Origin of the sequence: Serratia sp. 4542 (genome assembly GCF_016805595.1) — a bacterium.
Lineage (GTDB): Bacteria > Pseudomonadota > Gammaproteobacteria > Enterobacterales > Enterobacteriaceae > Serratia > Serratia nevei.
In genome coordinates, this window is the sequence record NZ_RXKV01000009.1 from 310,338 (window position 1) to 326,339 (window position 16,002).

The 16,002-nt window shown below is 62.0% G+C and carries 11 protein-coding genes; 8 read left to right on the forward strand and 3 right to left on the reverse strand.

Translation table 11 applies throughout. The annotated features are described in order from the left end of the window. The first annotated feature begins 81 nt into the window (after positions 1 to 81). From EKL15_RS12170 to fis, 5 genes are all read left to right on the forward strand, one after another. Complete coding sequence (locus EKL15_RS12170) at positions 82 to 324, forward strand: YhdT family protein (protein WP_004936865.1); 243 nt, start codon at positions 82 to 84, stop codon at positions 322 to 324. Further along, positions 314 to 1,759, forward strand: a complete 1,446-nt coding sequence (panF, locus tag EKL15_RS12175; protein ID WP_100395864.1) for a sodium/pantothenate symporter — start codon at positions 314 to 316, stop codon at positions 1,757 to 1,759. Before EKL15_RS12170 ends, panF begins: the two co-directional genes overlap by 11 nt. Positions 1,760 to 1,770: 11 nt before the next feature. Continuing rightward, the gene (gene prmA / locus EKL15_RS12180; protein WP_033636181.1) at positions 1,771 to 2,652 is read left to right on the forward strand and encodes a 50S ribosomal protein L11 methyltransferase; all 882 of its coding nucleotides are present in this window, start codon (positions 1,771 to 1,773) and stop codon (positions 2,650 to 2,652) included. A 393-nt stretch (positions 2,653 to 3,045) separates the two neighbouring features. Continuing rightward, positions 3,046 to 4,050, forward strand: coding sequence for a tRNA dihydrouridine synthase DusB (gene dusB, locus EKL15_RS12185; RefSeq protein WP_004936856.1), 1,005 nt, complete (start codon positions 3,046 to 3,048; stop codon positions 4,048 to 4,050). Beyond that, complete coding sequence (fis, locus tag EKL15_RS12190) at positions 4,032 to 4,328, forward strand: DNA-binding transcriptional regulator Fis (protein ID WP_000462905.1); 297 nt, start codon at positions 4,032 to 4,034, stop codon at positions 4,326 to 4,328. The genes dusB and fis overlap by 19 nt, the downstream gene beginning before the upstream one ends. Before the next feature lie 74 nt (positions 4,329 to 4,402). Here the strand turns inward: fis and EKL15_RS12195 are convergent, their stop codons facing one another. Next, entirely contained in the window at positions 4,403 to 4,633 is a 231-nt protein-coding gene (locus tag EKL15_RS12195) for a hypothetical protein (protein WP_141960366.1), read from the reverse strand. 150 nt (positions 4,634 to 4,783) lie between these two features. Continuing rightward, a complete protein-coding gene (locus tag EKL15_RS12200; protein ID WP_016930249.1) occupies positions 4,784 to 5,125 on the reverse strand; it encodes a hypothetical protein in 342 nt (113 codons plus the stop codon). Positions 5,126 to 5,372: 247 nt separating this feature from the next. Between EKL15_RS12200 and lpxO the strand changes: the two genes are divergently transcribed. The 3 genes from lpxO to EKL15_RS12215 all read left to right on the forward strand — a co-directional run bounded on the left by lpxO (position 5,373) and on the right by EKL15_RS12215 (position 8,313). Then, positions 5,373 to 6,278 (forward strand): lipid A hydroxylase LpxO, encoded by a 906-nt coding sequence (lpxO, locus tag EKL15_RS12205; RefSeq protein WP_060424607.1) that lies wholly within the window; start codon positions 5,373 to 5,375, stop codon positions 6,276 to 6,278. Positions 6,279 to 6,579: 301 nt separating this feature from the next. Next, a complete protein-coding gene (gene lpxP / locus EKL15_RS12210; RefSeq protein WP_060424606.1) occupies positions 6,580 to 7,500 on the forward strand; it encodes a kdo(2)-lipid IV(A) palmitoleoyltransferase in 921 nt (306 codons plus the stop codon). Between the two features lie 117 nt (positions 7,501 to 7,617). Beyond that, entirely contained in the window at positions 7,618 to 8,313 is a 696-nt protein-coding gene (locus tag EKL15_RS12215) for a CTP synthase (RefSeq protein ID WP_060441061.1), read from the forward strand. 50 nt (positions 8,314 to 8,363) lie between these two features. Here the strand turns inward: EKL15_RS12215 and EKL15_RS12220 are convergent, their stop codons facing one another. Continuing rightward, positions 8,364 to 15,989, reverse strand: a complete 7,626-nt coding sequence (locus tag EKL15_RS12220) for an amino acid adenylation domain-containing protein (RefSeq protein ID WP_370592983.1) — start codon at positions 15,987 to 15,989, stop codon at positions 8,364 to 8,366. Positions 15,990 to 16,002: the final 13 nt, after the last annotated feature.

A 16,002-nucleotide genomic window follows, 5' to 3' on the forward strand; every position in this document is an offset into this window, starting at 1 on the left:
AACGGCTTGGCAAAACGCCGTCATGCCGTAAAATTCCCTACCTTTGATGAATCCATCACCGTAAACCTATGGGAGACACGGATGGACAAACGTTTTATCCAGGCGCACCGCGAAGCGCGTTGGGCGCTGGGGCTGACGCTGCTCTACCTGCTGGCCTGGGGGCTGGCGGCCTATCTGCCGGACAGCGCTATCGGCGTCACCGGCCTGCCGCACTGGTTCGAAATGGCCTGCCTGCTGGTGCCGCTGCTGTTCATCGGCCTGTGCTGGCTGATGGTGCGCACGGTGTTCCGCGACATTTCGCTGGAGGACCGCGATGCAAACTGAAGTGATCCTGCCGCTGGTCGCCTACCTGCTGCTGGTGTTCGGCCTGTCGGTGTACGCCTACAGCCGCCGCCAGAGCGGGAATTTCCTCAGCGAATACTTCCTCGGCAACCGCTCGATGGGCGGCTTTGTGCTGGCGATGACCCTGACCGCCACCTACATCAGCGCCAGTTCGTTTATCGGCGGCCCCGGCGCCGCCTACAAATACGGCCTGGGCTGGGTGCTGCTGGCGATGATTCAGCTGCCGGCGGTGTGGCTGTCGCTCGGGGTGCTGGGCAAGAAATTCGCCATCCTGGCGCGGCGCTACAACGCCATCACCCTCAATGACATGCTGTATGGCCGCTACCAAAGCCGCCTGCTGGTGTGGCTGGCCAGCCTCAGCCTGTTGGTGGCGTTTCTCGGCGCCATGACGGTGCAGTTTATCGGCGGCGCCCGCCTGCTGGAGACCGCCGCCGGCATTCCTTACGACACCGGCCTGCTGATCTTCGGCATCAGCATCGCGCTGTACACCGCCTTCGGCGGCTTCCGCGCCAGCGTGCTGAACGACGCCATGCAGGGGCTGGTGATGCTGCTCGGCACCGTGCTGCTGCTGGTGGCGGTGATCCACGCCGCCGGCGGACTGGACAGCGCGGTGCACAAGCTGCAGCAGATCGATCCGGCGCTGGTGTCGCCGCAGGGCGGCGATCAGATCCTCAGCCTGCCGTTTATGGCGTCGTTCTGGATCCTGGTGTGCTTCGGGGTGATCGGCCTGCCGCACACCGCCGTGCGCTGTATCTCCTACAAGGACAGCAAGGCGGTGCATCGCGGCATTCTGCTCGGCACCGTGGTGGTGGCGGTGCTGATGTTCGGCATGCACCTGGCCGGCGCGCTCGGCCGCGCAGTGTTGCCGGATCTCAAGATCCCCGATCAGGTGATCCCGACGCTGATGATCACCGTGCTGCCGCCGTACGCCGCCGGGATCTTTTTGGCGGCGCCGATGGCGGCGATCATGTCGACCATCAACGCCCAGCTGCTGCAATCCTCCGCCACCATCATCAAGGATCTCTACCTGGGCGTGCGGCCGCAGCAGATCCACAACGAGCGGTTGATCAAGCGCTTCTCCAGCCTGACCACGCTGATCCTTGGCCTGCTGGTGCTGCTGGCGGCCTGGCGACCGCCGGAGATGATCATCTGGCTCAACCTGCTGGCTTTCGGCGGGCTGGAGGCGGTGTTCCTGTGGCCGTTGGTGCTGGGCCTGTATTGGGAACGCGCCAATGCTCAGGGAGCGCTTAGCTCAATGGTGTCGGGTGCGGTATGCTATACGCTATTGGCCAGCTTCAACCTGCAGCCGGCGGGGCTGCACCCTATCGTGCCTTCGCTGTTGCTCAGCCTGTTGGCGTTTTATCTCGGTAACGTCGTCGGCGAAAAGCGCCGGGCGGCGTCATCATTATCTTCTTGAAGAGAATTGCTATGCCTTGGATCCAACTCAAACTGAACACCACCGGCAGCCAGGCGGAAGACCTGAGCGACGCGCTGGTGGAAAGCGGCGCCGTGTCGGTGACCTTCCAGGACACCCACGACAACCCGGTGTTCGAACCCTTGCCGGGTGAAACCCTGCTGTGGGGCGATACCGACGTGATCGGCCTGTACGACGCGGAAACCGATATGGCCGAGGTGGTGGCGATGCTGGAACAGCACCCGCTGCTGGGCGCCGGTTTCCGCCACAAGATAGAACAGCTGGAAGACAAGGACTGGGAGCGCGAGTGGATGGACAACTTCCACCCGATGCGCTTCGGCGAGCGCTTGTGGATCTGCCCGAGCTGGCGTGACGTGCCGGATCCCGACGCGGTCAACGTGATGCTCGATCCGGGCCTGGCGTTCGGCACCGGCACCCACCCGACCACGGCGCTGTGCCTGCAGTGGCTGGACGGCCTCGATCTGGCCGGCAAAACCGTTATCGACTTCGGTTGCGGTTCCGGCATCCTGGCAATCGCCGCCCTGAAGCTGGGTGCAGCGCGCGCTATCGGCATCGACATCGATCCACAGGCCATTCAGGCCAGCCGCGACAACGCGCAGCGTAACGGCGTTTCAGAGCGTCTGGAGCTATATCTGCCGAAAGACCAGCCGGCGGACCTGCTGGCTGACGTGGTGGTCGCCAACATCCTCGCCGGCCCGCTGCGCGAGCTGGCGCCGCTGATCGGCTGCCTGCCGAAGGCCGGTGGTCATCTGGGGCTGTCCGGCGTGCTGGCCAGCCAGGCCAGCAGCGTTGCGCAAGCCTACGAAGAGAAGTTCACGCTCGACCCGGTCGCCGAGCGTGAAGAGTGGTGTCGCATCACCGGCCGCCGCAAGTAAGCGTCACGGTCTATTGCCCCCTCATCCACCGGCCCTGCACCGGTGGATTTTTTTTGCCTGACGATCGGCCTGCGGGCGAGACAAAATTTTATGCAATTTTTCGCCGCTCAACGACGGATCGCCCTGACAATGCGCCTTCCAGACAGGCTATCTCGGCAAAAAACGCGGGTGAATGCAGATAATATTCTGCGCAAAGGCGAATATTTTGCCGCACACAAAATAAGCACTTTTCGTCAACTTATTGTAAAATATATATAATATTTTTATGAATCACCGCGTAGCGTATTTTTCGTCCTAATATCGGGCCAATTGGTTAAAGTTTGGCCTTTCATCTCGACGCAAAAATGCGTAATATACGCGCCCTTGCGGACACAGTATGGTCACTCTTTGTCTATGCGCATTGGACACCACCAGCTTACTAATTGCCTGATTGCGGCCCCGATGGCCGGTATTACAGATCGCCCGTTCAGAACCCTCTGTCATGCAATGGGTGCTGGGATGGCTGTATCCGAAATGCTCTCCTCCAACCCGGAGGTGTGGCGGACGGATAAGTCGCGTCTGCGTATGGTGCATAGCGATGAACCAGGGATCCGCTCCGTGCAGATTGCCGGATGCGATCCTGATGATATGGCCGCCGCCGCGCGTATCAACGTGGCCAGCGGCGCGCAGATCATCGACATCAATATGGGATGCCCTGCCAAAAAAGTGAACCGGAAGCTTGCCGGGTCCGCCTTGTTGCAGTACCCGGATCTGGTAAAACGGATCCTCCACGCGGTGGTTGACGCGGTGGATGTGCCGGTAACGCTGAAGATTCGCACCGGCTGGGCGCCAGAGCATCGTAACTGTGTAGAGATTGCCCAACTGGCCGAAGACTGTGGTATTCAGGCCCTGACGATTCACGGCCGAACCCGCGCCTGTCTGTTTAACGGCGACGCGGAATACGACAGCATTCGGGCAGTTAAGCAGAGTGTTTCCATTCCGATTATCGCGAATGGGGATATTACTGACCCGCATAAAGCCAGAGCAGTGCTCGACTACACCGGGGCCGACGCCCTGATGATAGGCCGCGCTGCTCAGGGGAGACCCTGGATCTTCCGGGAAATCCAGCATTATCTGGACACTGGGGAGCTGCTGCCGCCGCTGCCGCTTGGCGAGGTGAAGCGCTTGTTGATTGGGCACATTCGGGAATTGCACGGCTTCTATGGCCAAGGCAAGGGATTCCGGATTGCTCGTAAGCACGTGTCCTGGTATCTCCAGGAACACGCTCCGAATGACCAGTTTCGGCGCACATTCAACGCCATAGAGGATGCCAGCGAACAGCTGGAGGCGTTGGAGGCATATTTCGAAAATCTTAGCGTAAAAAAAGAGCTGACAGAACTATGTTCGAACAACGCGTAAATTCTGACGTACTGACCGTTTCTACCGTTAACTCACAAGATCAGGTGACTCAAAAGCCTCTGCGTGACTCGGTTAAACAAGCACTGAAGAACTATTTTGCTCAACTGAACGGTCAAGACGTAAATGACCTGTATGAGCTGGTACTGGCTGAAGTTGAACAGCCACTGTTGGACATGGTGATGCAATACACCCGTGGCAACCAGACCCGCGCAGCCCTGATGATGGGCATCAACCGCGGCACGCTGCGTAAGAAGCTGAAAAAATACGGCATGAACTGATACTAGTCAGTTAACGTGTTGAAAAGGCGCTTTATCTCATTTGATAAGCGCCTTTTTCTTTTTCTGGCCTGTGCCTACATTGGCGGGGCTTTACGCGGAATGCGCTTATCAATATATCCGGCAATGAAATAGCAAATACCCGCCACGCCCGCGATCATCACGTAGCGCTTCCACCCGTCCAACTCCACACCCAGGCTATCCAGCCCGCTCAACACCACAAACACCAGCAGACCCAAAATAACCGATGCTCTGCCTGTCCAGGTTGGCGGAGGTGTAAATAAACGCCTTACCCAATAGGGCCTCATAGGGCTTCCTTCTTACTTACGACGGAGTCACCAATCGATGAAGGATACTCTCACGTTTTAATCAGGGCGACAAAGCACGACATCAGCGTGGCGGATTATAACCATAAAAAAAGGCCGGAAACCCGGCCCTCTTGTTGTGACGACAGCAAATTACTCGGTCGCTTTGTTCTTGAGGCTTTCCGCCCCTTGCTTGGTCTTATCCCAAGCCTTCTCCGTACCCTGTTTGGTGGAGTGCCAGGCCTTTTGCGAGCCTTCGCTCACTTTGCTGCCGACGCTGTCGCTCTTGCCTTCAGCGGCGTGCTTGGCTTTCAGCTTCAGCTCTTCACCCTTGTCCTGAGACTGGTGCAGCTTTTCTTTGGCGGTATCCGCCCCTTTGTGCGCTTCGGCAACGACCTCGTTGCTGGCGTGAGCGGCGGTGTCGGTCGCGGTCTCAGCGGCGAACACCGGGGAAGCGAGCAGCAGTGCAGACAAGGCAATGATTGATTTCTTCATAAGTCCCTCTTTTTTCAGATACGTGCCATTCGTCATGAAACAAGATGGCATGAAACGCCCCTTGAACGATTTAAGAATAGGACTAAAACCAAAAAAATCGATATAAAATTTTATTAAAAATAAATTTCTCATTTTTTTATGCCGTTCGAGCGAATCCCGGTCAAAAAGCACGAAAACGTTAAATTTTTCCTGTCACAAAACTATAATTTGTATGAATTTTTAACAAGCATTAACAGGGATGGATTCTATGGTTGCCGCGATCATTATCGGCATTTTCATCGTCAGCTTCTTCTACGCGCACTCCCGCGGCAAAGAGAAACAAAAGGTTACCCGCCAACTGTTCGATCACTCCACCTTTATGGGGCCGATCAACATGTTTATGACCGGTTTCTCCCGTTTGCCCGCCAAACAGCCCTATTTCGACGAAAAAGGCTTCCCGGAGCTGCAGACGCTGACCGACAACTGGCAGGTGATCCGCGAAGAAGCGGTGCGCCTGCAGGATCACATCAAAAAGGCGCAGTCGCACAACGATGCCGGCTTCAACACCTTCTTCAAACGCGGCTGGAAACGTTTCTATCTGAAATGGTACAGCGACAGTCACCCTTCGGCGCAGACGCTGTGCCCGCAAACCGTCGAGCTGCTCAACCGCATCCCGTCGGTCAAGGCGGCGATGTTCGCCGAGCTGCCGCCCGGCAGCCATTTGGGTAAACACCGCGACCCTTACGCCGGCTCGGTGCGCTATCACCTGGGGCTGATGACGCCCAACGACGATCGCTGCTTCATCGAAGTGGATGGCGAACAGCACAGCTGGCGTGACGGCGAGGCGGTGATCTTCGACGAAACCTACGTGCACTGGGCACAGAACGACACCGACCAGACGCGCATCATTCTGTTTTGCGACGTCGAGCGGCCGATGAAGTGGCGCTGGGCGCAGGCGGTCAACCACTGGGTCGGCTCTACGCTGATGTCTGCGGCCAGCTCGCCGAACGACGACCAGGACCGCACCGGCGGCATCAACCGCATCTTCAAATACGTCAACGCGGTGCGCGATGCCGGTCAGCGCCTGAAAGCACGCAACCGCCGCGGTTACTACCTGCTGAAATGGCTGGTGATCGCTGCAATCTTCGCCGCGATTATCATTCCCAGCCTATAAAACGCGCCAATCTTCAACTTAGGGGCAACGCGAATGAGAATATTCGCATGCCCCTCTTCCGCCACACCCCGTACCCTGTGCTAGCATAAGCATTCCTAGAGCCGCCTCCGCTGGCCAACAGCTATCCCTCCGAAGCCTGATAGCAGCGCAAACCGCCCTTCGAATGTAAATGTTTAGTCAATTATGGAATCCCGACTAAACCCTGGTCGTGCCCGGGTGTCTGAGTGGTCGTATCGCTATCGAGTGGAACCTTTATGCGTTACAGCTTGCTGCCCCTTTTTAACGTATAAAACGAGTTTCTATGAAATCAGCCAAAGCATTTCAACTGGCCTTGCTGCACCCGCGCTACTGGCTCACCTGGTTCGGCCTCGCCCTGCTGTTCCTGCTGGTCCAGCTCCCCTATCCGTTGCTTTACCGGCTGGGGGTGTGGATGGGGCGTACCTCGATGCGTTTTCTCAAGCGTCGCGTCGCCATCACCCGCCGCAACCTCGAGCTGTGCTTCCCCGAGATGGACGAAGCGCAGCGCGAGCACAAAGTGGTGGGCAACTTCGAATCGCTCGGCATGGGCCTGTTGGAAACCGGCATGGCCTGGTTCTGGCCGGATAAACGCGTCAAGCGCTGGTTCAACGTCTCCGGCATCAACCACCTCAACCTGGCGCAGCGTGACGATCGCGGCGTGCTGGTGATCGGCGTGCACTTTATGTCGCTGGAGCTGGGCGGCCGGGCTATGGGCCTGTGTCAGCCGATGATGGCGATGTACCGCCCACACAACAACAAAGCGATGGAGTGGGCCCAGACCAAGGGCCGTATGCGCTCCAACAAGGCGATGATCGATCGCAAGGATCTGCGCGGCATGGTGCACGCACTCAAGCGCGGCGAGGCGGTGTGGTTCGCGCCGGATCAGGACTACGGCCCGCGCGGCAGCGTATTCGCCCCGCTGTTCGCCGTCGATCAGGCCGCGACCACCAGCGGCACCTTTATGCTGGCGCGCATGGCCAACCCGGCGCTGGTGCCGGTGGTGCTGATCCGCCGCGAAGGGGGCCGCGGTTACGACCTGCTGATTCAACCGGCCCTGGAAGACTATCCGCTCAGCGACGAACAGGCGGCGGCGGCCTATATGAACAAAGTGATCGAGAAAGAGATCCTGCGGGCACCGGAGCAATATCTGTGGCTGCACCGCCGCTTCAAAACCCGGCCGGTCGGCGCGCCGTCGCTGTACTGACCCCTTTTTCCAGCCCGGCCGACGCCGGGCTTTTTTGTGCGCAGCGTTTAAAAAATCTGCGGTTCACGATCCCGCTTTCCTGTAATCTCCTTTTTTACCCGCACAGGAAAGGAAATGATGAAAGCTCAAGTCCGCATTGCTCTGGTCGGTGATTACACCCCGCAAGCCGTGGCCCATCAGGCCATCCCCGTAGCGCTCCAGCTCACCGCCGCCCACCTCGATATCGACGTGCAGCCCCAGTGGCTACCGACCGACACCCTGACCTCCCCCGACGTCCTACAAGATTTCGACGCCATCTGGGTGGTGCCGGGCAGCCCGTATCGTCACGACGACGGTGCCTTTATGGCGATCCGTCATGCGCGGGAAAACGACGTGCCGTTCCTCGGCTCCTGCGGCGGTTTTCAATACGCGATCGTCGAGTACGCCCGCAACGTGATGGGCTGGCACGACGCCGGTCATGCGGAAACCGACAGCGGTGGCCGGCTGGTGATCGCTCCGCTTAGCTGCTCGCTGGTGGAAAAAACCGGCGACATCGTTTTCCAGCCCGACACCCGCGTCGCACGGGCCTACGGCAGCCTGAACACCCATGAAGGCTACCACTGCAACTTCGGCGTCAATCCGGAATTCGTCGTCGATCTGCAACGCTTCCCGCTGGTCATCAGCGGCCACGACAGCGAAGGCGACGTGCGCGCCATCGAACTGCCGGCTCACCGTTTTTACGTCGCTACGCTGTTCCAGTCGGAACGCGCCGCGCTGCGCGGCGAGCTATCACCGCTGGTGGTGGAGCTCGTCAAAACCGCCGCCAACGGGTAAAAAAAAAAGCCCTCTTGCGAGGGCTTTCTCATCGGATACATCCCGCCGGCTTACGCCTGTCCGAGCTCGCGCAACGCCAGATTGAAGTGTTGCCCCAGCTCACGCCGATGAACCGGATGCTCCATCATCGACACATGGTCGCCGTTGACCTGGCTGACGCGGACGGTCGCCGGCGGCAGCAGCTTATCCCATCCCAACGCGGAAGCGTCTTCGCGGCAATATCCCGCCTGCTTGATCTTCTGCCAATACGCCTGGAACTGTGCGTTCTGCGAATTGACGGAAACCTGCTCCTGCTTCGCCTTGAACAGATGGATTTTCAGCGATGCGGGCTGCACCAGGGTCGCTTCCACCAGTTTGGCGTAGTGGTGCCGCTGCTGCCAGAGCGCCGCCTCGTCGGCCACTTCCTCACGCTGAGTCTTGATCCCGGCGCGTTGCACGGCCGCAATCGCCTCCGGCAACGGCAGCTCAGCCAACTGCTGACAGAACTGCGGATCCGGCCTTTCCTGCGTTGACTCCACCCAGTTCAGCAACAGCTGGACCGGGCTGTGCATCGCCGCCACCGGCCGCAACGTGTCGATCAACCCCAGGAAAGCGACCGCTTCCCCGGCCGATTGCAGCTGCTCGGCGATGGCATAGGCCAACACCCCGCCGGAAGAGTACCCCGCCAGATGGTATGGCCCCTGCGGCTGCACTTCGCGAATCAACGCCACGGCGCTGGCGGCCATATCGGACATGGTGGCCGGCTTCTCCTCCACCGCCGGCCACGGCACGGCGTAGACCGGGAAGGTCTCGTCGATCTCCTTGGCCAATTCAAACACGTAGGAGTGGTCGCCAAAGCCGGTCGGGACGAAGAACAGCGGCGGCCGGCTGCCGCTGCTGCGAGCCGGCACCGCTTTACGCAACGGAGCCTCGGCGGTGCGACGATCTATCCGCTCGGCCAGTTCGGCCAATATCGGATGGTTGAAGATCGCCTGTACCGGCAAGGTGATGCCTTGCTGACGCAGCTGGCTGGAAAGACGCACCGCCAGCAGCGAATGGCCACCGAGCTCGAAGAAATTGTCGTGACGCCCTATCTGGCCAATCTCGAGCAGCTCACACCATACCCGCGCCAGCGTCGTTTCGGTCTCCCCCTGAGGCGCCGCATACTCCCGAGTGCCGACTGCCGCGCGCTCCGGCTCCGGCAAGGCGCGCCGATCCAGCTTGCCGTTGGCGGTCAACGGCAGCGCATCCAGCCAGACATAAGCCGACGGCACCATGTACTCCGGCAAACGTTCGCTCAGATAGGCCCGTAGCTGTCCCTGCAACGCGCTGCGGTCAACGTCGGCCGTCGGTACGATCCAGGCGACCAGGCGCGGATGATGTTCCGTCGAACAAACCTGCACCACCGCTTCCCGCACCCACGGGCTCGCCGCCAGCTGCACCTCAATCTCGCCCGGTTCGATGCGGAACCCGCGCAGCTTGATCTGCTGATCGCATCGCCCCTGGTATTCAAGACTGCCGTCCGGCAAATAACGCGCCAGATCGCCGGTGCGATACATGCGGCCGCCACCGACCGGATTGAACGGATCGCTCAGGAAGCGCTGTGCCGTCAGTTCCGGTCGGTTCAGGTAGCCCAACGCCACCCCCACGCCGCCGATGTGCAATTCCCCCACCGCCCCCATCGGCACCGGGCGCCCGCGGGCGTCCAGCAAGTAAGCGCGGGTATTGCCGATCGGTTTCCCAATCGGCAAGCGCGCCTCCCCTTCAGCCCGCTCGATACGTGCCGTTGTCGCAAAGGTGGTGGTCTCCGTCGGCCCATAGGCATGGATCAGGTGCACCGGCCCCCGCTCTTGCAACAGCCGCGCATAAGCGCCCGGATCCTCTTTCTCCCCTCCGCTAATCAGATATTTCAACTGCGCCAGTGCGCCGCTGATGCTGTGCACATACTGATTGAACAGCGCGGTAGTCAAGAACAGCGTGGTGATGCGATGGCGTTGCAGTTCGGCCGCCAGACGCTCGGCCTCCATCATCACTTCCGGCGCGATCACCACCAGCGCACCGCCATTCAACAGAGCGGCCCAAACCTCCATCGTGCTGGCATCAAACGCCGGGTTGGCGGCAAAGGCGATGCGGTCGTCGGCGTCAAAGGCGGCGTAGCGGTTGTTGCGCACCAGACGCGTAATCCCCTGGTGCGGCGTCATGACGCCTTTCGGCGTACCGGTCGAGCCGGAGGTATACATGATGTAGGCTGTCGCGCCGCTCGACACGCGCAACGCCGGGTTACCGACATGACCTTCAGCTTCGCGATCCTCGACCGTCAGCTGCGGAATGCCTTCGTCGCCGACGGCGTCCGTCAGCATCAGGCAGGCGCCGCTGTCATCGGCGATCCACGCCTGACGCGCGGCCGGCAGTTGCGGATCGATAGGGACATACGCCGCCCCGGCCTTGATTACCGCCAATTGGGCGCAGACCAGTTCGATGCTGCGCGCCAGCCGCACCGCGACCCGGTCGCCCGGTTTTACGCCGCGCTCAATCAGCCGATGCGCCAACCGGTTGGCGCGCGCATTCAACTGTGCGTAGCTGAGCCGTTGCGCATCCTGAATCAAAGCGATGGCCTGCGGCGTCTGCCGCGCCTGCTGTTCAAACAGTTCGTGCACGCAGGTATCCGCCGGGTAAGCTTCCGCCGTATGATTCCAGCGGCACAGCTGCAGCGCATACTCTTCATCCGGCATCACCTCCAGTTCGCAGACCGGTGTCTGAGGCGCCTGCTCCAATGCCTGCGCCAATGCGCTCAACGCCTGCGCCATATAGCCGCACACGCGCTGCGCTTCAATCGGCTGCCTGACCTGCGCCGTCAGGCCCAGCGAATCACCTCCATCCTCGACCGACAGCACGAACGGATAGTTGGTACGTTCCTGGCTATCGAGCAGCGTCACGCCGGTCGGCAATGCGGTGTCCTCGCCGCTGTTATGCCGGTAGTTCAGCAGGGCACTGAACAGCGGCGTGCCTGCGGCGACGCCGCTGCAGCGCTGCGCCAACGCCAGCGGCGCATGCTCATGGGCCAGCAGCCCGCTCAGCCGGATGTGCGCCTGCAACACCGCCGATTCCGCGCCGACCTCGTTGACATCCAGCCGTAGCGGCAGAGTATTGATAAACAATCCGAGCGCCCGTTCCGCCCCGTCTCCGGCCTGCATGCGGCCCAACAATACGGTGCCGAACACCACCTCATCGCGGCCGGTAGCGCGCGCCAACACCTGCGCCCAGGCCAGGTGGCACAGGCTGGCCAGGCTGACGCCCAGCCGCCGCGCCTGCCGCCGCAGCTGTTGGTTGAGCGCATGCGGTAAGGCCAGGTGCGCCGTCGAGATATCCCGCCCTTCGCCATGCACGTCGCTCAGGCCGAACGGCAACGACGGTTCATCGATATCCGCCAGCATCGTGCGGAAGAACTGTTCGTGTTCGGCCTTGCTGACGCCGAGCCTTGCCTGCGCCACCGCGTTGCGGAACGGCGGCGCCTTGGCCAGTTCGTCCCCGCGCCCGGCCAGGATCAGGTTGATCTCCTCCTGCATCACCGCCAGGGTCGAGTGGTCGCCGATCAGGTGATGCCACTGCTGGAGCACGCACCAACTGCCTTCTTCCCCCTGTGCGGCGACAAAGCTCAGCAACGGTGCGCGCGTCAGGTCAGGCCGCACGCGGCGCGGATCAAACAACGCCGTCAGCCGCGAACCGATCTCGCCCTCCGCCGGATTGAGCCGCAGTTCTCGCAGCGACAACTCGGCCTTGCGCCACACCACCTGCACCGGCGATGACACGCCCTGCGTGATGAACGCGGTGCGCAGAATGTCATGGCGATCGATCACCTGCTGCATCGCCGCCAGCCAGGCGTCCAGGCGCGCACGGCTGTCGAAACGCAGCACCGCGGACAGCTGGTACGGGTCGCCCCGTTCCGCCAGCAGATGGTGGAACAAAATCCCCTCCTGCAGCGGCGACAAGGCGTAGATGTCCTGTACGTTGGCCACGCCGCCCGGCACCTGCGCCACCACCGCGTCGATCTCCGGCTGGCTCAGCGTCGCCAGCGGCAACATCTCCGGCGTAATGGCTACGCAGCCCGGTAGGATACCGTTGGCCGGCACGCTCACTTCTTGCTGCGTGACCAACGTCTGCGCCAGCGTTGACAGCGTCGGCGCGGTGAACAGCGTTTGCACCCCGGCGCTCAGCCCGACACGGCGCAGCTGCGCCATCAACTTCACCGCCAGCAGCGAGTGGCCGCCCAATTCGAAGAAGTTATCGTGGCGCCCGACCCGCTCAAGGCCCAGCAGCTCGCGCCAGATCCCCGCCAGCAGCGTTTCCAGTTCGCCTTCAGGTTCGGCGTAAACCTCACGCACGTAGGCGTCCTCCTGCGGCTCAGGCAGCGCGCGCCGATCCAGTTTGCCGTTCGGCGTCAGCGGTAGCGTATCCAGCGCCACCCAGGCCGCCGGCAGCATAAACTCCGGCAACATCCCCGCCAGATACTGTCGCAGCGTCACCGCCAACGTCTGGCGATCCGCGTCAGCCTCCGGCACCACCCAGGCCACCAACCGCTTAGTGTCCGCTTCGCCGAGGACATCCACCACCGCTTCGCGCACCGCCGGGTGACCGGCCACTCGCGCCTCGATCTCACCGCATTCGATGCGGAAGCCACGAATTTTCACCTGCCGATCGTTGCGCCCCAGGTAGTCGATATTGCCGTCCGGCAGATAGCGCGCCAGATCGCCGGTGCGGTACATCCGCTCGCCTGGGTTAAACGGATCCGCCAGGAATCGCTCTGCCGTTAACTCTGCGCGGTTGAGATAACCCAGCGCCACCCCGGGGCCGGCGATGTAGATCTCGCCGGTCGCGCCGAGCGGTACCGGTTGCCCGTGCGCATCCAGCAGATAAATCCGGGTATTGCCGATCGGCCGCCCGATAGGCAAACGCTGCCAGGGATCCACCCGCTCGATCGTGGCCGTCGTGGCAAACACCGTACACTCGGTCGGCCCATAACCGTTGATCAGCCGTACCGGCCCAGCCTCTTTCAGCATGCGGGCAAAGGCGTGCGGATCCGCCGCTTCACCGCCGCTCAGCAGATATTTCAACTGCGCCAGCGTCGCGGCGATGCTATGGACATATTGGTTAAACAACGAGGTGGTCAGGAACAAGACGTTAATCCCTTGCCGCACCAGCGCCGCCGCCAACGCCTCGGCTTCCGTCAACACTTCCGGCGCAATGATTGCCAGACTGGCGCCATTCAACAGGGCTCCCCACATTTCCAGCGTGCTGGCGTCAAACGCCGGATTGGCGGCGAAAGCGAAGCGATCGCCGCGTTCAAACGACGCAAAACGGTTGTTGATCGCCAGCCGGAGGATGCCTTGATGCGTCACCATGACGCCTTTAGGCGTACCGGTCGAGCCCGAGGTATACATGACGTAGGCCGGTGCGTCGCCGGCGCGAGGCACCGCCGGATCGTGGGTCGGATTCTGCCGCAGCCGATCGATACGCAGGCATGCGATCTCGCCGGCTATCTCGCGGTCGAGATCGCGATCGCACAGGATCAACGACGCCCCGCTGTCGCCGATGATCCACGCCTGCCGCGCAACGGGCAGGTGCGGATCGAGCGGCACATAAGCGGCCCCCGCCTTGAGGATCGCCAACTGGGCGATGACCAGAGAAACGCTGCGTTCGAGCGACGTGGCCACGCGATCGCCCGGGCGCACGCCCTGTGCGATGAGTTGGTGCGCCAGTTGGTTGGCGTGGGCGTTCAATTGGGCATAGCTCAGGCTGTCCCGATCGTTCACCACCGCAACGGCGTCCGGCGTGCGCTGCGCCCACTGTTCAAACAGGACGTGGGCACTGCTCTGCGCCGGATAAACTTCCGCGGTTCGGTTCCAGCCGTACAACAACAGTTCGCGCTCGGCAGCCGGCAGCAGCTCGAGATGCGACGCAGGCTGCGTAGCATTTGTCGCCATCGCCCGCAACACCTGCACCAGGTAAACGCCGTAACGCTCGGCGGTAGCGCGGTCGAACAGCGCGGTGGCGAAGTTCAGCGTCCCGCTGATTTGCTCATCGCGCTCCGCCAGATCGAGCGTCAAATCATACTTGGCGATCTGATAGCCCAACTCGGCACTCTCGGCCTGCAGCCCAGGCAGCGAGATATCGCGCACCGAGCCGTCCTGCCAGGCCAGCATCACCTGGAACAGCGGGGTATAGCCCAGGTGGCGCGGCGGATTGACCAGCTCCACCACCTGCTCGAACGGCAGATCGCGATTTTCCCGTGCCGCCAGCACCGTGTGGCGGATCCGCGCGATCAGCGTCGGCAGATCCGGATCGTCGCGAAGATCGATGCGCAGCGCCAGCGTGCTGACGAAGAAGCCGACCAGCGATTCGGTTTCCAGCCGGCCACGGTTGGCCTCCGGCGTGCCGATCACCAGCTCCTGCTGCCCGGCCATGCGCGCCAGCACCAGGCTCCAGGCCGCCAGCACCGTCATGAACAGCGTGCCGCCATGCTGTCGGCTGAACTGCCGCAGCGCCTGCGTCAGCTCGGCGTCGATCGCGATCGGCACCTCCCCGCCGCTGAAAGACTGCACCGTCGGACGCGGCCGGTCGGTCGGCAGCGTCAGCAGCGCCGGCGCATCGCTCAGCGTTTCGCGCCAGTATTGCGCCTGCGCCGCCAGCCGCTCCGGCGTCAGATAGCGACGCTGCCAGGCGGCGTAATCCGGGTATTGCAGCGTCAGCTGCGGCAGCGGATCGGCATCGCCGCGACGGAAAGCCCCGTACAACGCCCCCAGTTCACGCAGCAGAATGCCGGTCGACCAACCGTCGGAAATGATGTGATGACAGGTGAGCAGGAACAGATGTTCCTCATCCGCCAGGCGGATCAGCGCGGCGCGCACCAGCGGCCCCTGCGTCAAATCGAAAGGCGCCTCCGTCAGGCGCTGCGCCAGTTGCCGCGCCTGGCTCTGAGCATCCTGCCGCCCACGCAGATCGTGAACCGTCAACGGCAGCGCGTCTGCCGGCAGAATGTGCGCCTGCGGCTGCCCCTCGACGGTGACAAACCGGCTGCGCAACGCTTCGTGGCGGGCATAGAGCGCATCCAGGCTCTGCCGCCAGGCGGGCAGATCCAGCTCGCCGCGCAGGCTCAGCGCCAGGGGAATATGGTAAGTTTCACTCAGGCCTTCCAACTGCGTCAGGAACCACAAACGCTGCTGGGCAAACGACAGCGGCAACTCGGCGCCGCGTGGCATAGCCTCGATCGGCGGCAGCGCCTCATCGGTTCTCCGCAGTTGCTGCGCCAACGCCAGCAGCGTCGGGTTGGCGAACAGGGTCTGCAACGGCAGCTGCCATTCCACCTGCTGCAGACGGTTGGTCAGACGTACCGCCAACAGCGAGTGCCCTCCCAGTTCGAAGAAGTTATCGTGGCGACCTACCTGCTCCACGTTCAGCAGTTCGCGCCAGATCGCCGCCAGCAGCGTTTCGTGTTCACCCTGCGGCGCTTCGTACGCTGCCTGGCTCTGCGCCCCCTGCGGCTCCGGCAACGCCCGCCGATCCAGCTTGCCGTTCGGCGACAGCGGCAACGCCGCCACCACCACCCAGGCCGACGGCACCATATAGTCCGGCAGCGCCGCGCTCACATGCTGCCGCAGCGCGCCTGCCAGCGTCTCTTCCGCCACGCCGGCGGCCGGCACCACCCACGCCACC